Raw genomic sequence first — 23,293 nt, 5'->3', positions numbered from 1 at the left:
ATGGATCAAACATCAACGATAGCAACACATAAAATTAAACATAAAATTAAACATAAAATTAAACATAAAATTAACTATAAACAAAATATTATTGAATTATCAAAAAATTGACGATTTTGGGTGAAATTATTAATTGGGTTCTTACCAATTTTATCAATGATTATTTTTTCATCTTTTCAAGTTGCAAGAATCTTATGATTCCGTGCTAATCATGTTTTTCCCGACTTTTGAGTCGCAAAATATAACACAACATTAGCCGAATTAGAAAGTTGATCGGTCTTTCAATGTGTCTTTCAGGTCTATTTTCGTAATATTTTTCTATACACATCTTATTCAACAATTATTTTTTCAGCATTTTTCTTAAATTCAGCTTTTAATACGAACCATGAAGGAAATGGTAAATATGATAATAGTTATTTTGGGTTATGAACGATAGTTATTATGGGATTCACAATTTTTTTCTATAACTTATCGCTATTTATTACAAAAGATTATCAAACATGAGCATGAAACCATTGAATGAGTATGTTTTTACAACACTCATTAGTTCCAATTGCTGGGGTAATTTATTTTTTATTATTTTATCAACATAAAGCAACTTTTATTTATAATCGCCGTAAAATGTTAAGCTGATGAGGTTATGCTGGGGCAGCGATTATCGGGTATTACGTTATTTTTACAATTTTAGGTTATATTTTCAAGGCTAGTCATGCTTGAAAATTATTTCCTGATATGTCTTATTCTGGATATTTCCCCTATGATTTTATGGAATTTACAAATCCAGATGCGACATATACTGCCGGAGCATTACCAATGGGGGCGCAAACGTTCTTAATTTATTTTGCCTTCATTCTTATTATGAGTGGATTATATTTTGGTTTTTATTTCGCAATTATTAAACGTGTCAAATATCAAAATAATATAATAAAAAATCCTAGTCAAAAAAAATAGTTTTTTAAAATTACTATTTTTTTTATTTTTTGTTTAGTTCCAAACAAAAAAGGAATAAAATAATAGTATAGTTTTTACATGATAATCCTTGCAGATAATAGGGAGATGAAACATATGATTTATATTGGAACAACAGAAAAATTCTATCGCCTTGAACAAATTATTATGGACAATTATAAAGTTTCAAGTCTTAACTTAATTGCTAAAACAGCAACAAGTTTATTATCGTTTCTATCACCCCAACCACGAAAATATCTAATTTTTGTAGGGTGAGGTAATAATGGGGCCCAAGGATTAGCGCTAGCCCAAATGATTGTTGAAAAGAATGTTGGAAATAATGTTAAAGTTGTTTTTTGTGCGCCAAAATTAGATTTTCTGGCTCACCAAACACCAGTTAATAAACACTGAACTAATTTAATTGCTCAGCAAGATAAGATTGCGACTTGCTACTTAGATAATAATGAATATCAAGAATGAATCACGGAATGTGAAGAAATTATTGACTGCATTTTTGGGCTTGGTTTTGAGGGAAACATGGCGAAAAAATTACAAGAATTAATTACTGATATTAATAAAAGTAATAAACCAATTTTGGCGTGTGATATTCCCAGTGGTATTATAAATGATGAACAGAAAACCCCATCTGTTGCGATTAAAGCTAGTCGTACAGTTACATTTTTTATTTATAAAACAGCATTTATTAATTATCAAATTATCCCATTTTTGGGCAAAATTACTTTAACTACCCTTGATTTTGAACAAGAAAAGATTAATGAATTCTGTAATCAAATAATTGATAATAAAATTTTTATTGTGGATAATGTTAAAATAACGCCGAGACCGCTTGTTACAAATAAGGGAAATTATGGGAAATTAATGTTATTTGGTTCAAACAATGATTATTTAAATGCTGGAACAATTGCGGCTAATATGGCAATCCAAGCAGGGGCTGGCCACTTGACTTGAGTTATTCCCCAAGAATTACGGACTTATTTAGTTAATACTGTCCTTGAAATGACGTATTGTGATGCAAATGATCGATCAAAAATTCTTGATTTATTAGAAAAAGTAATAAATGTTGTTATTTTTGGTCCCGGCACTGGTCGCACCGAACGAACTTTAAATTTATTAAAACTAGTTTTAGACAATTATGAAGGTCGAATTGTAATTGATGCCGATGGAATTAATGTTTTAACCCCTGAATTATTACGAAAACTAAAGAACCGTGGTATTATTACTCCCCATCCCCAAGAATTTGCTCGGTTAATTAATAAACCGCTAGAAGTAGTTTTATCAGATCGTGTAGCATTAGCACAAGAATTGGCAAGCAAATATAAAATTATTGTTGTTTTAAAGGGTTATCAAACAATTATTACTGATGGGGAAGTGACATATATTAATTCAACGGGAAATCCATATATGGCAACACCCGGAATGGGGGATGCTTTAACAGGTTTGATTGCCAGTCTTTGTGGCCAGGGTTATAATAATTTAACAGCTAGTTACCTAGCAGTTTATTTACATGGTTTTTGTGGTGATTTAGTGGCCCAAACTAAAAAACCGGTTTTAGCAACAGATGTTGTTAATAAAATTGGAAATGTCATTGCCCAACTAATAAACAGTAATTATTAATGAAGGGAAAAAATAATGCGTCAAATTTTAAAAAGTTATTTAAAAGCGTATTTTAAAAATTGAATTGAAGCAATTGGCTTAATTTTATTTATTGTTATTATTGTTGCAACATTTGCTGGAGTTTTATCCGGAGCTCTTCAATTTAAAATTATTTATAATAATATTGCCAATAGTTCACAAGAATGAGATTTTTATTTTACTGGTCGAAGCCCATATAAAGCAAAGTTTATTCAAGATTACTATCTAAATAATATTTTTGTTAATCAAGATGGTAATGTTGAAACAGTAACTGATAGTGGGGACAGTATTATTGATAAAAATAGTGAATGATGAGTTAATGTTAAAAAAACTTGTGCAAACAATAGTAATCCTGCTAATCGAACTAATTGTGAAGACTTAGCAATTACTAAAAAATTAAATGATGTTTATCAAAATCAGGGAAAAATGTCTCATGATGGTTTAACACCAAGTGGCGTAGCTTATTTAGGAAAATTTAATTATAATCGTTGAAATGAATTATTATTTCGTATTTTAAAATCACCACGCTTGGATTGAGGTTTTGCTATTTCCAATGAACTAATTGCTAAAAGTACTAAAAACGATAATCTGACTTTAAATTTTGTTCCAACACCCTTAATTGATTTAACAAATAGCAAAGTTGCAAATTTTAATCAACTTCATCTTTTTGCTGGTCAACTGCCAGGTGAGGATAATACAATCGCAGTTAGTAGTTTATTTGCCAAACAGCATAACTTAAGCATTGGGAGTGAAGTTAGTTTAGGGGATAATGCCCCAAGTTTTACAGTTAGTGGGATCGCTAGTACTTTAAATACAATGTTAAGAATAGAACCGATTGGTTCAAATCATGCCAATACTAGTGGATTGAACAATTATGGTGTTATTTATTTACCGCAAAGTAAAATTTATCAATTATTAGGAAGTTCTTGAGTTAAAGAGCGTGAAAAAGCGTTAGATTATGTTTTTTCAACCCAGCAAATGGTAATGATAAAACTAAATAATTCTGATCCAGAAACATTGTTATCGTTGAAAAAAGCATTAGGACAAGTTTTTGTTAATCCTTCTGGAACGTTGCTATCTTTTAACGAAAGTGGTCTTGCTGTCCAAATGCAAAATATTAATTTGCAAATTATTCTTTATGCTGTGATGGGAAGTGTTTTATTAGGATTAGGCTTTATTTTCATTAATTATGCAATGAAAAAAGAAATGAATAAAACTCGTCGCCAAATTGGGATTTTTAAAGCTTTTGGTTATCGAACTGCCGAATTAGCTTGAGTTTTTACTGTGAAATTTTTTATCACGATGCTATTAGGAGCCCTAGTTGGTTATGCGATTAGTCTTCCAATTCAAATGTATGTTAACAAATTATATACGATTGGTCTGTTGGTTCCTTTTGATTTAATTTATATTGCGTGATGATTCCTTGTTTTGTTATTTGTCGCGATGCCAGTTTTATTTACCGTAATATCATTTGGTTTAATTTTATTGCACTTAAAATTACCTAGTTTAGATTTAATTAATTTAGCTTCCAAAAAACGCATTACTTTTTTTGAAACTTTTTTAAAAACTATCACAGTTAAAGCCCCGTTTCTCTTTCGGCTACAATTATCTTTTATGATGCGAACTTTTAGTAAATGATTAATAGTGATGGTAATTTTCTTTATATCTTCTTTACTTTTTATTCTCCAATTTAATGCTAGTGATATTTTTAAACAATTAACAGTTCGTACCAATTTAATTTATCAAAATAGTGTTGATCATAAATTTGATTTTGGGACAAAATTAACGGCTAGTGAAGTTAAAAATATTGGTGGTCACGAAACTTTACAACTATTAAATGTTGATAATTTTCGTTTAATACCAACATTAAATGCTGAACAAACAGCCCAAGAATCGCTTCAAAATTTTCATAGTTTAGTACAAAGTATTATTGAAGGTGGGGAATGCAAAGATTTGGCAAAGTTTGCTTCATATCAACCAATTTATCAGTCGATTTATTTTGATGACTTATTAGCTATTATCAAATTTGTCAAAAGTTGTGGGGCTGCTGAAAATTTACCTGGATGATTAACTAATATTGAAAAATTATCATCTCAATTAGACCAAACAAAAGTTAAAACAATTATTAGTTTTAACCAACTAATGTATAATCCAACAGCAGAAGCTTTAGGGGTGACATTACCAGTTTCACCAAGTGAAAATGAACAAACAGTAATTGATGATATTACCATTAAGGGTTTATCACAAACTCTTGCGGATGATTTTTATTATTTGCCAGGAATTTCGGAAAATGTAATTAACGAAGTTATTAATTTTTCAGCCGGAAGAACTAATATTCCGGCCATTATTTCAAAAAAAATAGCAAAATTAGCAAATTTAAATGTAAATGATCATTATCAATTTGTTGTTAAAAATGCAATTGGTTCTTTTCCAATTGCAATAGTTGTTAAAGGAATCATTAATGATGATACAATTCGCCGGAACATTTTTATCAGTGAACAAGCAATTCAAAGTTATTATCGTGATGCGCAAGGTGCAATTATGCCAAGTTTTTATAATAATCTTTTGTCAAAAAATCAGTTAATTCAAGAAAAAATCAATCTGAAAGAAATTTTAATGCAAAAGCAAAGTTTTAAAGTAACAGTTCAAAATTTAACGATTAATCTCTTTAATCAAGATTTAGATGTTACAATCGGTCAACTTTTGACGAATAATTTTAATGCTGCCGATGTTGCTAGTTTTACTAACCTTAATAATGTAACGATGATTAATTTGGAACGATTATTATTAGCAGCAGGAATGGAATTATTTAATAATTCATTATTGATTTTACAAGTTTTAAATGGCCTTATTATTTTTATTATTTTAGCTGTTGTTACTACTTCGGTAATTGATGAAGCAAGTGATATTATTTTGACAATGCGAGCATTAGGCTATCGTACGCGGGACATTAATTTTATTGTTATTGGTAATTATATTTTAGGAATAATTTTTGCCTTTTTCGCCGCTTATTTACTATCACTATTAATTTGACACTTTGTCCTCGCAATGGTGTTTACAAATTATCAGTTGGTAATAAATTTACCACTAAATTGGCAAACCCCAGTTTTAACAGGAACCATTATTGCCACAATTTTAGGGTTTGCCTGAGTCTTGGCAATGTACTTAATTAAAAAAAGAAAATTGCAGGAATTAACAATTTAAAATAATTTCATAATTTTAAAAAATCAGTTATAATATCAATAAGTAAGTAAATATTTAAAACGATGATTTAGGAGTAGTAGTTAAAGTGTTATCTTTCAGCGAGGTTATAGATGGTGAGAGTAACTAAGATAATATTAATGAATTCACCTAAGGAGTGCTGCTAATCCCAGCCGGATTATTTTTATAATTCGTTAAACTAATTAAGACTAGGAAACTAGTGCAAAAGGATGGTACCGTGAAACATTCACTCCTTGTTTATTTTTTTAAATAGACAAGGTTTTTTATTTAAGGAGGAAATTATGGAACAGCAATTAAATGATTTATTAGCACAAGCAAAAAAGGCGATCGCGTCATCAACATCCCTTGAACAACTTAATAACTTACAAGTTGAGTATTTAGGGAAAAAATCAGTTTTAAATGAATTTTTGAAGGGGATGAAAGATTTACCCCATGAAGAACGCCTCATCGTTGGTCAGTTAGCAAATAAAATTAAAGGGGAACTAACTGCGCTTTGACAAGCAACTCGTAAGGAATTAGAACTTGCCGAATTAACAGCAAAATTAAATGAGGAAAAAATTGATGTTACTTTACCTGGTTTTAATATTAATTCAGCGGGAAGGCATCCGTTAATGTTAGTGATTGAAGAAATTACTAATGTTTTTAATGGTTTAGGTTATGATGTTATTTTTGGACCAGAAGTCGAAAGTGATGAGTTTAATTTCCAAAAATTAAACCTCCCAAAAGATCATCCAGCCCGTGATATGCAAGATACTTTTTATATTACTGAATCAACATTATTACGAACACATTGTACAAACATGACAGCACGAATGTTATCACAAATGCAAGATAACGAAGAGGTAATTGCCGTAATTTCGGCTGGTAATACTTATCGCCGTGATGATGATGATGCAACTCATTCTCACCAGTTTATGCAAATTGATGGTTTTTTAGTTGCTCCAAATATTAGTTTTGCTAATTTAAAATGAACAATTCAGTATTTTTGTGAAAGAATGTTTGGCGAGAATGCTAAAACAAGATTAAGACCAAGTTTTTTCCCATTTACCGAGCCATCAGTTGAAGTCGATGTGACTTGCATTTGCTGTGGGGGACAAGGATGTTCAATTTGTAAAAAAACCGGGTGAATTGAAATTATGGGAGCCGGAATGATTAATCCCTTAGTTTATGAAGCATGTGGCCAATCAAAAGATTTAACAGGGTTTGCCTTTGGGATCGGAATTGAACGAATTGCAATGCTAAAATATGGTGTTGATGACATTCGCCGTTTTTACACTAATAATATTAAATTTTTAGAACAGTTTAGAAATTTTAACTAGGAGGAAATTATGATAATAACACGAAATTGATTAGAAAAATATCTTGATTTAAATAATATTAGTAATGACCATATTGTTGAGGCCTTAAATAAACTTGGTTTTGAAGTTGACAGTGTTGTTGATTATAATAAAAATTCTAATGTTGTTGGTGGGCGAATTCAAGTTGTTAACAAAATCCCAAATACGCATTTAAATTTTTGTTTAGTTGATACAAAACAAGACTTAGTTGATCCAATTGTTTGTGGTGCAGCTAATCCGGTGGAAGAAGGATATGTTGCGGTTGCTCGCCCGGGGGCAAAACTTGCCAATGGGATGGAAATCCAAATCCGTGAAGTGCAAGGGCATAGTTCCGAAGGGATGATGTGTTCGTTTAGTGAATTAGGAATTTCTGAAAAATATTTAACCGAATTAGAACAAGATGAAATTGTAATGTTAAAATTACCATCAGAAGAAGGTTATAATTTAATTGGAAAAGAAGATATTTTAACTGACTGAGGTTTTACTGATGTTGCTTTTGAAGTTGATTTAACTTTGAATCGTAGTGATTGTTTAAGTGCTTATGAATTAGCTCGGGAATTAGCTGCTTTTTTTGACCGACCATTATTGCCATTATTGATTGAAACAACCGAACAATTACCAAAATATGACCAAGATTTAAAAATTATCATTGATAGCCCAGAAATTATCAAAAGTTCTGCTGTTAATGTTAAATTACAAAATCTTGATCAGTCATTAGCCTTAGCAAAGAGAGTTTGATTAAAAATTAATCAATATTGTTCTGATATTGCTAAACCGCTTGATGATTTACAAATTCAAACAACAATTGAAACAGGCCAACCAATTATTGTTTATGACTATCACAAAATTAAAACCGGCTTACGAATCACAACCGATTATGAAAATGCGGAATTTAAGATTGCAAAAGGGGATTTAGTTATTTTAGATGGCGATGATTTTGTTGAACTAGTTGGGGTTAGAGTTAATCCTAATTATTTAGTTAGTTCAACAACTACGGAAATAACAATTTTAGCATTGAAAGTTAATCATTTGTTAATGCGTCGTCAACAACGCAAAGTAGGGATTAGTAATATTAATTTACAACGTTATTTAAAACCATTAAGTAGTTCAACAGTTAATTTTGGTTTAAGTCGTTTTTTAATGTTATTAGAAGAGCACCGTTTTTTGGCAGAATTATCAACAGTTAATTATGTTAGAGAATACAGTGAAAAACCAGTTTCATTAGCAATAACTTTAACTGAAATTAATGCTTTAATTGGTCATCAGTTTAATAGTGAACAAATAAAAAATCTTTTAACACCATTAGGATTTAGTGTTGCGGATAGTGGCGAAAACAAATTTGAGATTATTAGTCCAGCAACAAGAACAGATATTCAACAAAAAGCCGACTTAATTGAAGAAATTGCTCGATTATATGGTTATGATGAGATTATCGCCAAACCACCGGTTGTTCCAAACTTGGCAAAAAAAAGACTGGCAAGTGAAAAAACAATTCAAAATTTTGAAAATTTCTTATTAAATCAAGGATTTTACCAAGCCAAAACCTATTCATTGGTTCCGCAAACCGAAATAGAACAATTTAATTTCTTTAATTACAAAAAACCTTATCAATTATTATCACCATTATCACAAGAACATGAAATGATGCGCGTTAGCTTATTAAATAGTTTATTAGAAGCTGGAATTTATAATAATACCCGTAATAATAACAATATTAAATTATTTACTGTGGAAAAAGTTTATGTCAATCAAGGGGATAGTTATTATCACGGTGCTTTTATTGCCCAAAATGAAATTATTAATAATTTAGTAACAAAAGAAAAAATTGATAATTCATTCTATTATATGAAAGGATTATTTGAAGGTTTTTGTGCCAAAGAAGGGCTTGATTTAGCAGCGTTAGATTATCGTCTTGCCCCAGCAAGTACAGTTTATCATCCATATCGGACAAGTTTAATTTATTATCATAATCAATTATTAGGAATTATTGGGGTAATTCACCCCCAATATCAAAAAGAACATGATTTAAATCCAACCTATTTTTGTGAATTTCAGTTTGATATTATTTTTAAAGCAAATCATCAAGTTGTTAAATTTCAAGAAGTTTCAAAATTTACCCCATCATCACGAGATATCTCAATTTTATTAAAAGGTGATCAACAATATGGTTTAATTAAAAATCAAATTATTACTGGAGTTAATTATTTAACTGATGTCAGAGTAATTGATAAATATCGTGATCCGAAAACGATGAGCGATGAAGTTGCTTTAACAATTAGCTTCACATTTAATAACCTTACTCATCAATTAACAGAACAAGAGATTAATCTTGAATTTGATAAAATTAAAGAACATTTAACAAAACTAAAAATTGTAATTCGTTAGATTAAAACCCTTTATTTTTAAAGGGTTTTAATTATTTTTTCTGAGCTTCTGCTTTTGGCGATAATTCAAGATGATACTTGGCGATTAATAATTCAAATAAAAAATTAATTGTCATTAAATTATTAGCATAAGAAGTAAAATTAGGACTATTCTTGACGATATCTTTTTTTGTTAAGGTTATTTTTTGAATAAAATCGTTATTCTTAATTTTATTGGAGTTAGTAAATAATAGAATTTTAATTTTTTTTGTATGAGCTAATTGGTAAAGATCTTGTCATGGTAACTTAACTAATTGCTCATGATATAAATAAATAATTAAGAGATCATTTTCTTGCGTTGTCGCAAGGAGTTGTTGAAAAATACTAAAATAATTTACTAAAATTGTTTGGTATCTTAATAAATTTAAATAAAAATTAAAGTTTTTTAAAAAAATATTACTATCACTAGGACCATAAATAATAATCTGGGAACTGTTATGAATTCAATTAATAGCAATTTCAAAATCATTAATTTCAATGTTTAAATAAGTTTGTTCTAATTCAAAACCATATTGATGATATATTTTAGTGATAATATCAAGGGGGTTCTTTTGTTTATTTGCTAATTGCGTTGAAGTATAGCGTTGGGCTAATTGATATTGTCCAGATAATCAAATGATAAAGGCGTTATAATTTTTAAAGCCTAGTTTACGAACCAGCCGACTTAAAGATGAAGGACTAATATAGAGTTTTAACGCTAATTTATTAATTGATAATTTCAAGGTTTCTTTAATGTTTTCATTTAATTTGGCAACTAACTGCTGTTCCAAATTTGTTAGCTCATGACTTTCAGTATATTTAATAAGTTGCATTTTATCACTTCCAAAATTTTACTGATTACGGTATGCTATATTTATAGCATAAAAAGCCAAAAAAAGCGAAAGTTATGGCGTGGAATTCTTGTTATAATAGTTATAATAATAGAAATAAGGAAAGTTGGAGGGTCCAATGATTTATAAAAAAGCTGATTTTATTAATAGTCCAGTCATTAATTTTACCGAAAATTTAACAACAATTGAAAATCTAGAAAATTATTCGCCAAATATTCGGGACGGAAAAAATTTAACTGCTACGGGGATAATTAAATATAATGCCGAATTAGATGCAATTGAAGTTAAAGCAAAGATCAGCGGTGAATTAGTGATTGAAGATTCACGAACATTAAAGTTATTTTTGTATCCAATTACATTAGAATGAAATGACTATTATAGTTTTAAATTTTATCAAAAAACTGATATTAATTATTTAAAAGAGCAAAATTTTGATATAATAAAATATGCATGAGATGAAATAATTATTAATATTCCTATTAATTTATCGGAAAATAGTGATACAATAATTAGTGGTGATTCATCTTGACAGGTTTTATCGGAAGAAGACTTTGAGAGTTACTTGGCAAAACAAGAAGATTCACGATGAAATAAATTGCAAGAATTATGGGAGCAGAAAATAAAGGAGGGGAAATAAAGTGGCAGTACCATTTAGAAAGACGTCGAAACAGGCAAAAAGAAAGCGTCGTACACATTTTAAATTAGCTGGAGCAACATTAATTTCATGTAAAAATTGTGGAGCAACAATTAAACCACACAGAGTTTGTCGTGAATGTGGATATTATAAAAATAAAGAAGTAGTCAGAGTTGACTAAAAAAAACTTCCCTTTGAAAGGGAAGTTTTTTTTTTTTTTTTAGCCTATAATGATGATTTAAAAGTTTTTGTTGAAAAGTGTTGCATTATGGGGAAGAATGTCATATAATTTGTATGAAAGTGGGGGAAAGTGGGAGATGGCACTACTAGGCACATACAATCATACCTTAGATGATAAAGGGCGTTTAACGATTCCCTCAAAATTACGAGAGCAATTTAAAGCTAATAAAGTCTTTATTTCTCTTGGTTTTGATGGTTGTATTGATGTGCGCAGTGAAGATGAATGGCTAAAATGAATTGCCAAAGTTGCTTCAACTGGGCAAGCCACTCCTGAAGGACGAGCATTGGCAAGAAAAGTAATGTCAATGTCGGATGAAACTACTTTCGATAATGCCGGAAGAATAAAATTAACGGTAATTTTGCAAGAAAAAGCGCAAATTAGTAAAGATGTTGTTATTATTGGAAATAACGATCATTTGGAATTATGAGACCCAATTGTGTGAGAAAAATATATTGATGGTGCGCCAGCAATGGAAGACGCTGCCAAGAATTTTGAAGAAAAAATTTAATTAACAATGGATAAACATTATCCCGTTTTATTAAAAGAAGCACTTGAGGGCCTAATGATTAAACCAAATGGGGTTTATGTTGACTGCACATTAGGGCGTGCTGGTCACAGTACCGCAATTTTAAGCCAATTAACAACTGGAAAATTATATTGTTTTGAACAAGATGATGAGGCAATTAATGCCGCCAAAAAACAATTGGGGCTGTTAAACAAACCTAATTTTGAAATCATTAATGCCAATTTTATGCATTTACAAGCTGAATTAGTCATTCGAAATGTTCAAACAGTTAATGGGATTCTTTATGATTTAGGAGTTTCCTCACCACAGTTGGATAGTGACTACCGCGGGTTTAGTTATCGCTATGATAGTGAACTTGATATGCGGATGAATCAAAAGCAAAGTTTAACAGCTAAAATAGTTGTTAATACTTATTCTGTTAATGATTTAGCTCGGATTTTCCGCGAATATGGTGAAGAAAAATTTAGTTGAAAGATTGCCCAAACTATTGTTGCTGCTCGAGCAAAAGAAGAAATTAGCACAACATTTCAATTGGTTGATATTATTAAGCAATCGTTACCACAAAAAGTGTTAAAAAAAGCGAAACACCCTGCTAAGCAGGTGTTTCAAGCGATTCGAATTGAAGTTAATCAAGAATTAGAAGTGTTAAAAAAATCGTTGGAACAAGCGGTTGAAATGTTAGCAGTCACAGGGCGACTAGTTATTATTTCATTTCATTCCTTAGAAGATCGGATTGTTAAGCAGTTTTTTCAAAAACTGACAACCGATCCCGCCGCGATGGTATATCAAAATTTACCAGTCGTTTCCAATTACCAAAGTAATTTTAAAATTATTACAAAAAAGGTTATTGTCCCCACGAGTAAAGAGCTTGATGAAAATCATCGTAGCGCCAGTGCCAAAATGCGAATATTAGAACGGGTGAACTAATACGCAGTAATAGAAAGGAAGGTAGTGGATATGGATTACAAACTAAAAGAAGTATATGCCGTGTTAGAAATTAAAGAATATAGTTTTAGTTTTATGGTTGGAATTTATAGTAATTCAAATATTAAAGTCCTTTACAAAAAACACTTAGAGTATCGTTTTTGTGAAAATGGCAAAATTATGGATGAAAAAAATATGGCCAAAGAATTAAGCATTGTAATTAAAGATGCTAATCGTCAATTAGGACTTGATCTGCAACGTGTTGCTGTTTCAATTCCATCACACAATTTAAAAATTAAAACTTCAACCAAAATGCTAAATCTAACCACAGATCGTTTAATAACAAAAAACGATATTGATGCTTTAATTGGTCTAGCAAAAGAAGTACCATTATTAGATGATGAAACAACGTTTTTCATTCGACCATACCGCTACATTCTTAATGAACAAAAGGCGGTAACGGCGCCCCCAATTGGCTTTCCTGCACATAAAGTTAGCATCAAAGCAATTGTCTATGTAACAAAAAAACAAATTATACAAGGAATCTTTAATGTTCTGAAGTATGCAAAGGTAGAAGTAATGGGTATCCTACCAGAATCGTTTAGTCTTGCTTGAAATATCGCTTCACCATTAGATCTCCAAAATGGGATTACAATTGTGGATTGAGATTATGATAGTATTAAAGCACATATCTTTGTCCGTGAGACATTATGTGAACAAATTATTATTCCGGGTGGAATTAAAAAAATAATAATGCGTTTACGTCAAGTGATGAATTGTGATTATAAACAAGCAAGCAAATATTTATATAAAATAATTAACTTAAATAATAAAACAAAAGATAATCTGGTTATTTATAGTAAATACTTACCAGAACAACAAACACAATTAAACTTTACCCACCATGATTTAACAACAATTGTTAATCGGGTGTTAGAAGAAGAAATCGAACATTTAAATCAAAAATTAGCGACAACGCTAAAAAAATATGATTACCCCCTAGTTGTTGTTGGGGATATCCTAAAAATTAGTGGATTTAAAGAACAATTATTAACAATGAATAAAAACTATAATTTAAGTGTTTATTTACCTGAAACAATTGGCGCTCGCGAAGCGTGATGTACCGGGTTATTGGGAAACATTTATTATCAGCATTTAGCTAATAAAGTTAGCGGAACAAGTTTACAAGCTGTTGATCAACGTTTTGTAACATATCTGGCTCCAACCGTAAAACAGCCAGAAGTAACACAAAATCCAGCAGAAAAACAAGGTACATATTTACGACCATTACCAGTTAACCAATTTGGTGAACAAGGACAATATCAACAAAATTTGTACCAAAACCTTAAATAAAATAGTACAATATATTTAAATAAGAATATAAAGCGGAGGAATTAAACGATGGACAATTTTGACAATTATGAACAAGTCGCTTCAATTAAAGTAATTGGAGTTGGAGGCGCTGGAAACAATGCTGTTAATAGAATGATTGAAGCTGGAGTACAAGGTGTAGAGTTTATTGTTGCAAATACAGATGCCCAAATTATTAGTGTTTCAAAATCAAAGAACAAAATTGTTTTAGGAAAAGAAACATCAAAAGGATTAGGAGCCGGAGCCAACCCTGATGTTGGTCGTCAAGCAGCAATTGAATCAACCGATGAAATTAGAGAAGCATTAAAAGATGCTGATATGGTCTTTGTTGCCGCTGGAATGGGGGGAGGAACTGGGACCGGAGCGGCCCCAATCATCGCCAAAATCGCCAAAGAAGCAGGAGCTTTAACAGTTGGGATTATTACAACACCATTTTCATTTGAAGGCCGTGCGCGTAATAGTTATGCCATTCAAGGGACAGAAGAGTTACGCAAATATGTTGACTCACTAATTATTATTTCAAATGACCGTTTACTAGAAGTAATTGGGGGCGTACCATTAAAAGATTCATTTAAAGAGGCTGACAATATTTTACGTCAAGGGGTACAAACAATTACTGATTTAATTGCCGTACCGTCGTTAATTAACTTAGACTTTGCTGATATTAAAACCGTTATGCGCAATAAAGGGAATGCCTTATTTGGAATCGGAATTGGATCAGGAAAAGATAAAGCAATTGAAGCGGCTAACAAAGCAATTATTTCACCATTATTAGAAGCCTCAATTCGTGGGGCAAAAGATGCTATTATTAACGTTACAGGGGGAAATACTTTAACTTTAAATGATGCTAATGATGCTGTTGATATTGTCAAACAAGCAATTGGTGGGGAAGTTAATATTATTTTCGGAACAGCTGTTAATGAACATTTAGATGATGAAATGATTGTAACCGTTATTGCCACTGGGTTTGATGATGACCACCAAGCTTATAATTATAATGGTTATCCCCAAGATGCTGGTAGTGAAGAAGAATATGAAGGCCCAACGGAAAATCATGACGATGATGAAGTTGATGGTGAAAATATTCGTAAACGACCAAGTTATTTCAATAACTTACAACAAAATGCTGAACGGGAAACAGCAAATGCTAATCGCCGAATTAATGCTTGACGTGAACATGTTAATCCAGAACAAAATGACCAAAATGATGATGACGATGATGACTTACCACCATTTGTTCGCAGAAGTTGATAATTAATTATGGGAATTTTTTCAAAAAAGAAAAGTAATAACTTAGATTTTTCCCAACAAAAGATAGATTTTTCAGAACAAACATCATCTGTTGATCACCAACAACACGAGGGTACTAATCCAAGTCTTAACGCAGAACCATTACAAAAAGTTAGTTTTACTCAACCAGTTATCAATCCTGAACAGGCGTCACTAGTCAGCGCCAAAGATGATAGCACTGATCAAAGCGCGACAACAGGATATACAGCAAAAGACTTTAATGATGCTCCTAAAATTGCTGATTTATTGTTAAAACATGGCCAAATTATTGTTCATTTAGAACATTTACCAAAAGAAGAACGAATTCGCTTACTTGATTTTATCAGTGGGGTAATGTATAGTTTTGCTGGAACAGCCCGCCGCTTAGAAAATCAGACATATGAATTTGTCTTAGGAGATTAGGTGAACGATAAAGCATATTTAGCTCAGCATTATCAGAATGATTTAGCTTTTATTAATAAGTTAAAAGGATGATGTGAGCAAGCTAAACGAGGTCAAATCGTCACAACCGATTTTATGTCCTTGGCGCAATTAAATATCTTACAGGGTGTTTTTAAAAAAGCACAAATTAAGGACTATACAATACATCGTCCTTTTTTAAATGGTTATCGTGTAACAGTAACGGTTAATAGTTCAGTTAATAATACAGAGTTATTAGTGGCAACCCAACCAAAAGACCATCTTTTTAAGCATAATGTTTTGGTTGGTTACTTTTTAAATCAGTTGCAACTTGACCAAAAAGTCCTTGGTGATTTGTACCTTACCGAAGACAAAATCTATTTAAGTGTTCTTACAAAAATTAGCCCGGTTTTTTTATCAGGGCCATTAGAGTGCCAGAATCGCTGATTAGAATTTAGTTTAGCCCCAACGCCGGTTGAAATGGTTATTAAATTTAAGACTTTTAGCAAAGTTACGCAAAGTTTACGATTAGATGCGATTGTTAGTGCGATTTGTAATTTGTCACGAACTGTTGCTCAGACAATGATTAAAAAAGAAATGGTTTATGTCGACTTTTCAGTCAACAATCGTAGGACTTTTAGCATTAATTATGGTATGATATTATCGATAAAAAAATATGGACGATTTTTAATTCAAGATATTAATCAATTGAAAAATGATAATTTTCGAATTGAAATTGCCAAATATGAGTAGGTGAAAAGATGAGTGAACTGGAGCAACTAGAAAAAATCCTGGCCCGCCAAAAACAGCAGTTAACAGAATTGCAACAAGAAAATGACAATTTAAAAAAGTATATAGCAGAAGTTCAATCATTAGAAGAAGTTTCGCGCTATAATATTGAAAAATCCCATGAAGCTTTTGAAGTTGCCAGTCATAATGCTGGACGAATTATTATGAAAGCTGTTGATTTCTCATATGCCTTCAAAGAGGAAATTGCCAACTTATTAGATGAAATTGATGAAAATCGGGCAAATCCTCAAGCAGTTTTACAAGCAATTGATGATTTTCTTGAGCGGAATAAAAAAATTTATGCTTTTACCATTAATGATGGGACAAGAATTTCAGAAATGATTAAAAAAGAAATTATTAACAAAATTAAATAAAATAAGATATGATTAAAGTAGAAAAATAAACCACGGTTTAACAAAACTTTTATTCCAGCAAGATTAGGACGATGCGAGCTAATTATAAAAATTGTTAAATTATCAGTTATTTTTAACAACTTAACATGAAAGAGAAAGATAAATATTTAACAAAATATTTATGAAGTAAGATGGTACCGTGTTTTTAACACTCTTATATCACTTACTTTTTTATTAGGAAAGGAAAAAACATGAACTATAAAGATACCTTATTGACTCCAAATACTGAATTTGAAATGAAAGCTAATTTACCAACCAAAGAACCGTTATTACAAGAAAAATGACGAACATTAAATGTTGCGCAATTAAGTAATGCAAAAAACCGCGATAAACCACAGTTTTTATTACATGATGGGCCTCCTTATGCTAATGGTAATTTGCATGTTGGGCATGCCTTAAATAAAATTTTAAAAGACTTTATTGTCCGCTATCAAAATTTAAAAGGGAACTATAGTCCTTTTATTTGTGGTTGAGATACCCATGGTTTACCAATTGAAACAGCAGTTGCCAATCAAGGTGTTGATCGTAAAGCCGTTTCACCAGTTGAATTTCGTGAAATTTGTGCCCAATATGCTGCAGGCCAAATTAACAATCAAATTAATCAGTTAAATAAACTAGGATTATTAACCGATTTTGATGATAAATATGTTACATTAACATTAGATTATGAATTGGGACAGCTAGAATTATTTAAAAAAATGGTTGTTGATGATTTAATTTACCGTGATTTAAAACCAATTTATTGATCATGTTCAAGTGAGTCAGCTTTAGCCGAAGCAGAAATTGAATACGAAGAACTAACATCACCTTCAATTTATGTTACTTTTGATGTTGTAACAAGTAAAGAATTACCAGTTGGGACAAAAATAGTGATCTGAACAACAACACCATGAACAATTCCAATGAATCAATTATTAGCAGTTGGCGCTGAAATTGAGTATGTCCTTGTCACAGTTGCTGAGCAAGGCTATTTAGTTGCTAAAAATTTATTGGAATCTTTAACAATAACATTAGGGTGAGAAAATCCAACAGTTGTTAAAACTTACTATGGAAATGACCTTGTTGGAACAATAACTGCTCATCCGTTATATCAACGGGAAACAACAGTTGTTTTAGGCCATCATGTTACAACTGAAGCGGGAACTGGGATTGTTCATATTGCTTCAGGATTTGGTGAAGATGATTATTTAATCGCCCGTCAAAATAATATTAAAGTTTATGCACCATTAAATAACGAAGGAAAATATACAACAGCGATTAATGATGACCAATTAGTCGGACTATTTTATGAGAACGCTAATAAGTTAATTGGGGAACGCTTAGCCGCTAATAATCAATTATTAAAATTAAAGTTTATTAAACATAAACACCCAATTGATTGACGAACAAAAAAACCAGTAATTTACCGGGCAACTGATCAATGATTTGTTGCGATTAATAAAATTAAACCAGCGTTATTAACAGAAATTAGTCAAGTTAATTGGTTCCCAGAATGGGGTGAAAAACGGATTGCTAATATGATTGCTAATCGCCAAGATTGATGTATTTCGCGTCAACGACTATGAGGAGTCCCAATTATTGTTTTTTATGATGAAAATAATGTCCCACAAGTCAACGCAGAAATTATTGAGCATGTTATTAATCTTTTTAAAGTTAATCAAACAACAAATATTTGATTTTCATGATCAGCTGACGAATTATTACCAGCCAGTTATCAAAATAAAAATTTTAAAAAAGAACAAGATATTATGGATGTTTGATTCGATAGTGGATCAAGTAATTTAAATGTGATTAAAAACCGTGGTTATAATCATCCCGTTGAATTATATCTAGAAGGGGTTGACCAGTTCCGAGGATGATTTAATTCGTCTTTAATTACTTCCGTTATTGCAACAGGCCATGCTCCTTATCGTAATGTTGTTGCTCATGGTTTTGTTAATGATGAAAAAGGTCGCAAAATGAGTAAGTCGCTTGGGAATATTATTAGTCCCTTAGAAATTGCTGAACAATATGGGGCGGATGTTTTAAGAATGTGAGTAGCTTCGGTGGATTATCAAGATGATGTTAAAATTGGTCCTGATATTATAAAACAAAGTGCGGAAGCGTATCGAAAAATTCGTAATACTTTACGTTTTATGTTAGCAAATTTAGCTGATTTTGATGCAAGCAAAGATTTTAGTGCAAATTTAAGTGAAGTTGATAAGTATGTCTTACATTTAACAAAAGAGTTTCAAGCAAAAGTAATTAAAGGCTATGAAAGTTTGAATTTTAATACTGTCTTTACGTTAATTAATAATTTTGTTATTACAACTTTATCAAAGTTCTATTTAGATTTTATTAAAGATATTTTATATATTGAAAAAGCTAATGCGCCACGTCGTCGTGCCGTCCAAACAACTTTATACCAAATTTATCGTGTTTTAATTGATGTTTTAAAACCAATTATTCCTCATACGACAGAAGAAACTCATCAGTTCATTAACTATCCTGATAAAGCATCATCAATTCATTTAGAAGATAATTATGTTTTAAATTGTGAAGTTAGTCCTGAAATTATTAATCGTTGGAATAAAGTGCTAAAATTACGTGATGATATTAATAAAGAATTAGAAGTTTGTCGTGAGCAAAAAATTATTAATAAGTCATTAGAATGCCAAGTCACAATCGCCTTGAAACCAGAATATCAAGAATTAGCAGCTATTAGTGATTTACACCAAATTTTTATTGTTAGTGGTGTTAATTTTACCGACGATAAAACTAATTTAAGAGAATATGAAACAAGTTATTTACAAGTTCAACCAAAAAACGGTTCAAAATGTGAACGTTGTTGAATGATCGTTGATAAATTAGCGGCAAATAATGAAATTTGTTTACGTTGTTTTGATATCTTAAATTAAGAAATTATGAGATAATAATTAATAAAAGGAGAAGAAAAGATGACAGCACGCTCAAAACAGTTTTTTAATGATGTTAAGGAACATTTTAAATTAAGAGAATATCTTTGAAAATATAAACTAATTGTTTGTTTACCAATTTTTTGTGGTTTATTAACGTTAGATATTATTTCAAAACAATTAGCATTTAATTTATTACCTTATAATGTTCAAGTTCCGTTTTTAGATGGTTTTATTAATTTTCAGTTAATTATTAATAAAGGGATTGCCTTTGGGGCTAATGCTGATAATTTAGCTGGAACAATTGTTGGCGCTGTTTTAATTACTGTTTTAGCGTTACTATTATTTTTATATGCCAATCAAAAAGTTATTATTGTAGGATTAATAATGATTGTTACTGGTGGTTTTGGTAATTTAGTTGATCGAATGTGAAATAACGGTGGAGTTGTTGATTTTCTTGCTTGAGTATTATTTCCCCCATATAGTATTTTTAATTTAGCTGATATGTGAGTAACATTTGGGGTTGTTGTCATTGTGATTGGTGTTATTATCAGTATTATTAAATATTATCGCGAATATCAAAAAGAGGGAATTGCCCACCCAGAAAGAGAAGAATAATGAAGCTTATTAGTACTAGTCAAATGCGCCTTGATAAATATTTAACAGAATATTTTGCCACAACTCCAGAACCTTTATCACGAACTAAAATTCAAACGTTAATTCGAACAGGGTATATTAGCGTTAATAATCAACAAGTTAGTAGCAATTACCAATTACAAATCAATGATGAAATTGAAATTAAGAGCCCAGAAATATCTACTAACCAAGAATTAGTTGGCCAAGAGATGGATTTAAAAATTATGTATCAAGATGATGATTTAATGATTATTGACAAACCAAATGGGTTAGTTGTTCATCCAGCCCCGGGGCATTATGAAAATACCTTGGTAAATGGCTTGCTAGGATTAGATGTTAATTGATCAACTGCTAGTGGGGAATTACGGCCAGGAATTGTTCATCGTATTGATCGTCAAACAACAGGGTTACTAGTAGTTGCTAAGAACGATTTTACACATCAGGAATTACAAAAACAAATTCAAAATAAAATCCTCCATCGTCGTTACCGAGCTTTGGTGCATGGTGTAATTACTGAGAATCGGGCTAAAATTAATGCCCCAATTGGTCGTAGCCCTTTTGATCGCAAAAAAATGGCTGTGACGGGACAAAATTCAAAACCAGCTGTGACAAATATACTTGTAATTGAACGCTTTAGTGATTATACTTATATAGAGTGTGAGTTAGAAACAGGAAGAACTCATCAAATTAGAGTTCATTTGCAATATATTAATCACCCTGTTTATGGGGACCCAACTTATGGTTATTTAAGTGATAAGAAAGAATCATTTGGGCAATATTTACATGCATATGAATTAGAATTAGTTCATCCTCGCACTGGTAAAATAATTAAAATTACTAGTGAATTACCATTAGAATTTAGTGAAAAATTGGCAAGTTTACGAGAGAAAGAGTAGGTGATAATATGGCAAATTTTGATAAGGATAAGTTATCATTAGTAGAATATTTTTTAAAACAGGAAAAATATACTGTTTATAAAAATAAAGCGCGTAGTAATAATAATGTTTATCTTTACAAAATTGATAATAAGCAGTTTCAAATTATTCGAATTGTTGATAATTTTGAAAAGGATTTAAATGAGTTTATTATTGATGATGAAGTTGTCGTAAGTTTAAAAGGGTTTTTATCAAAAAAACAACAACGGGCAAAATTAAACGTATTATCAGTTATTTTAACCGAAGATCGTTCTCAAATGATTAAAAAGGAAGATGGGGATGTTATTTTAGCGGTTGATAAAACAAATTACGCAACCAAATTACAAGAATTTTATCCTAAAGCAAATATTTTGAGTGATAATATTGAAAATTCTAATGTGGGGTCTTTATCCCCAGAAGAATTAATGGATAAGATTAATGATCCCGATAGTAATATTACCAAGCATTTAAAAGAATTGAGTCAAAAACTAAGTTACAATAATTTGGTTATTACCTGAATTATTTGTTTTGTTTTATTAGCTTTTCCACTATTTATTATCTTTTTTGGAGCAAATGTACTAGGGATAGCTGGAACGCCAATATCAATTCAGCAACTAATATTTGGGGGGATTAACCGTGATTTATTAGTTTGGTCAAATCAATGATGACGGTTATGAACTTTTTGGATTTATGATGAAAGTATTATTTCAACAATTATTAATGTTTTTCTATTATTCTTAATTGGTCGATTTACCGAAGCAATTTTAGGGCGTTGAAGAATGGCGGTTATTTTAATTTTTGGGATTCCGTTAGTTGGCTTATTCTTATCATCAACAATGCCAAACTTTATTTTTTCAGGATCATCAATTATTTTAAGTTTGTTATGAGGAGGATTATTTACTTATAACTTTGGGAAAGATAATTTAGCTGAACTAGTTTCAAATAAAAGAACGCTAATTGTTCCAATTTGATTAATTGTTTTTCCAATTTTTGGTCAACAATATATTACGTTATTAATAGTTTTAGCTGCTTTTTTTGTTGGTAGTGCGCTTTCCTTTTTGTTTGACATTAATTTAAAACAAAAAAATGGTTTAACAGCGATAATTTATCCATTAATCATTTTATTGGGAACAATTATTACAATTTTGGTTTGTTTCTTAATTCGCCCGTATGTTCCCCCATATAATCCGGAAACAATATATACTTTAATTAAATATTGGCAATTAGGGTTAATTGATAAAGGAACAATTGAAAATATGCTCCGTAATTACTATCATTTACCACAAGAAAAATGACCAGAAATATTAAAAGAACAAGCAAATTCGTTATATCAGTTATGACAAGGAGTTAAATTCTAATGCCAGCAAATCAACAACAAAAACGAGAGAATTATTTAAGTTGAGATAATTTTTTTCTAAGTGTTGCCCATGTTTGCGCAATGCGGAGTAAAGACCCAAATACGCAAGTTGGGAGTTGTATTGTTAATAATATTAATCAAATTATTGCGACCGGCTATAATGGTTTACCACGTGGTTTAAATGATGATGAGTTTCCTTGAAGTCGGGAAGGACAATATTTAGAAACAAAGTATCCCTATGTTGCCCATGCCGAATTAAATGCAATTCTAAGTGCGAAAACAAACTTAGATAATTGTCGAATTTATACAACTTTATTTCCTTGCTCAGGATGTGCTAAATTAATTATCCAAGCTGGGATTAAAGAAGTCATTTATGATAATGATAAATATGATCAAACTGAAGATAATCAAGCTGTTAAAAAAATGTTTGCGCTTGCAAACATTAATTGTCGGATGATATCACCGGTTGAAGTTATTGTTAAATATTAGCAA

General features: G+C 30.8%; 20 protein-coding genes. 19 read left to right on the top strand and 1 reads right to left on the bottom strand.

Going from position 1 to position 23,293, the window contains the following annotated elements; genetic code table 4:
* The 5 genes from SSYRP_RS03425 to pheT all read left to right on the top strand — a co-directional run bounded on the left by SSYRP_RS03425 (position 1) and on the right by pheT (position 9,545).
* Entirely contained in the window at positions 1-951 is a 951-nt protein-coding gene (locus SSYRP_RS03425) for a hypothetical protein (protein WP_016340918.1), read from the top strand.
* A gap of 114 nt (positions 952-1,065) precedes the next feature.
* Positions 1,066-2,583: an NAD(P)H-hydrate dehydratase gene (locus SSYRP_RS03420; protein ID WP_016340917.1), complete on the top strand. Its 1,518-nt coding sequence runs from the start codon at positions 1,066-1,068 to the stop codon at positions 2,581-2,583.
* Between the two features lie 15 nt (positions 2,584-2,598).
* Entirely contained in the window at positions 2,599-5,805 is a 3,207-nt protein-coding gene (locus tag SSYRP_RS03415; protein ID WP_016340916.1) for an ABC transporter permease, read from the top strand.
* Positions 5,806-6,104: 299 nt separating this feature from the next.
* Positions 6,105-7,142 carry a phenylalanine--tRNA ligase subunit alpha gene (gene pheS / locus SSYRP_RS03410; RefSeq protein WP_016340915.1) on the top strand — a complete coding sequence of 346 codons (1,038 nt, stop codon included), beginning with the start codon at positions 6,105-6,107 and terminating at the stop codon, positions 7,140-7,142.
* Between the two features lie 9 nt (positions 7,143-7,151).
* On the top strand, positions 7,152-9,545 hold the full coding sequence (gene pheT, locus SSYRP_RS03405) for a phenylalanine--tRNA ligase subunit beta (protein ID WP_016340914.1): 2,394 nt from the start codon (positions 7,152-7,154) through the stop codon (positions 9,543-9,545).
* A gap of 31 nt (positions 9,546-9,576) precedes the next feature.
* On the opposite strand, the gene SSYRP_RS03400 is transcribed toward pheT, so the two are convergent.
* Complete coding sequence (locus tag SSYRP_RS03400; RefSeq protein WP_016340913.1) at positions 9,577-10,395, bottom strand: MurR/RpiR family transcriptional regulator; 819 nt, start codon at positions 10,393-10,395, stop codon at positions 9,577-9,579.
* Positions 10,396-10,531: 136 nt separating this feature from the next.
* Here SSYRP_RS03400 and SSYRP_RS03395 point away from each other — a divergent pair, with 136 nt between their 5' ends.
* The 14 genes from SSYRP_RS03395 to SSYRP_RS03330 all read left to right on the top strand — a co-directional run bounded on the left by SSYRP_RS03395 (position 10,532) and on the right by SSYRP_RS03330 (position 23,290).
* A complete protein-coding gene (locus tag SSYRP_RS03395; RefSeq protein ID WP_016340912.1) occupies positions 10,532-11,050 on the top strand; it encodes a YceD family protein in 519 nt (172 codons plus the stop codon).
* A 1-nt stretch (position 11,051) separates the two neighbouring features.
* On the top strand, positions 11,052-11,228 hold the full coding sequence (rpmF, locus tag SSYRP_RS03390; RefSeq protein ID WP_016339057.1) for a 50S ribosomal protein L32: 177 nt from the start codon (positions 11,052-11,054) through the stop codon (positions 11,226-11,228).
* A 136-nt stretch (positions 11,229-11,364) separates the two neighbouring features.
* A complete protein-coding gene (gene mraZ / locus SSYRP_RS03385; protein WP_016340911.1) occupies positions 11,365-11,796 on the top strand; it encodes a division/cell wall cluster transcriptional repressor MraZ in 432 nt (143 codons plus the stop codon).
* A gap of 6 nt (positions 11,797-11,802) precedes the next feature.
* A complete protein-coding gene (gene rsmH / locus SSYRP_RS03380; protein WP_083939343.1) occupies positions 11,803-12,741 on the top strand; it encodes a 16S rRNA (cytosine(1402)-N(4))-methyltransferase RsmH in 939 nt (312 codons plus the stop codon).
* Between the two features lie 30 nt (positions 12,742-12,771).
* Complete coding sequence (locus tag SSYRP_RS03375; protein ID WP_016340909.1) at positions 12,772-14,091, top strand: cell division protein FtsA; 1,320 nt, start codon at positions 12,772-12,774, stop codon at positions 14,089-14,091.
* A gap of 48 nt (positions 14,092-14,139) precedes the next feature.
* Complete coding sequence (ftsZ, locus tag SSYRP_RS03370; RefSeq protein ID WP_016340908.1) at positions 14,140-15,363, top strand: cell division protein FtsZ; 1,224 nt, start codon at positions 14,140-14,142, stop codon at positions 15,361-15,363.
* A 6-nt stretch (positions 15,364-15,369) separates the two neighbouring features.
* Complete coding sequence (locus SSYRP_RS03365; protein WP_016340907.1) at positions 15,370-15,801, top strand: cell division protein SepF; 432 nt, start codon at positions 15,370-15,372, stop codon at positions 15,799-15,801.
* Positions 15,802-16,551, top strand: a complete 750-nt coding sequence (locus SSYRP_RS03360) for a hypothetical protein (RefSeq protein ID WP_016340906.1) — start codon at positions 15,802-15,804, stop codon at positions 16,549-16,551.
* Positions 16,552-16,559: 8 nt separating this feature from the next.
* Positions 16,560-16,961, top strand: a complete 402-nt coding sequence (locus SSYRP_RS03355; RefSeq protein WP_016340905.1) for a hypothetical protein — start codon at positions 16,560-16,562, stop codon at positions 16,959-16,961.
* 230 nt (positions 16,962-17,191) lie between these two features.
* Positions 17,192-19,897 (top strand): isoleucine--tRNA ligase, encoded by a 2,706-nt coding sequence (gene ileS, locus SSYRP_RS03350; protein WP_016340904.1) that lies wholly within the window; start codon positions 17,192-17,194, stop codon positions 19,895-19,897.
* Between the two features lie 39 nt (positions 19,898-19,936).
* Positions 19,937-20,512, top strand: coding sequence for a signal peptidase II (lspA, locus tag SSYRP_RS03345; RefSeq protein WP_016340903.1), 576 nt, complete (start codon positions 19,937-19,939; stop codon positions 20,510-20,512).
* Positions 20,512-21,426, top strand: coding sequence for an RluA family pseudouridine synthase (locus SSYRP_RS03340; RefSeq protein WP_016340902.1), 915 nt, complete (start codon positions 20,512-20,514; stop codon positions 21,424-21,426). The genes lspA and SSYRP_RS03340 overlap by 1 nt, the downstream gene beginning before the upstream one ends.
* 8 nt (positions 21,427-21,434) lie before the next feature.
* Positions 21,435-22,802, top strand: coding sequence for a rhomboid family intramembrane serine protease (locus tag SSYRP_RS03335; protein ID WP_016340901.1), 1,368 nt, complete (start codon positions 21,435-21,437; stop codon positions 22,800-22,802).
* Positions 22,802-23,290 carry a deoxycytidylate deaminase gene (locus SSYRP_RS03330; RefSeq protein ID WP_016340900.1) on the top strand — a complete coding sequence of 163 codons (489 nt, stop codon included), beginning with the start codon at positions 22,802-22,804 and terminating at the stop codon, positions 23,288-23,290. Before SSYRP_RS03335 ends, SSYRP_RS03330 begins: the two co-directional genes overlap by 1 nt.
* The last annotated feature ends 3 nt before the right edge of the window (positions 23,291-23,293 follow it).

The organism is Spiroplasma syrphidicola EA-1, from assembly GCF_000400955.1.
Lineage (GTDB): Bacteria > Bacillota_I > Bacilli_A > Mycoplasmatales > Mycoplasmataceae > Spiroplasma > Spiroplasma syrphidicola.
This window is presented reverse-complemented; position numbering and strand designations above follow the sequence as displayed.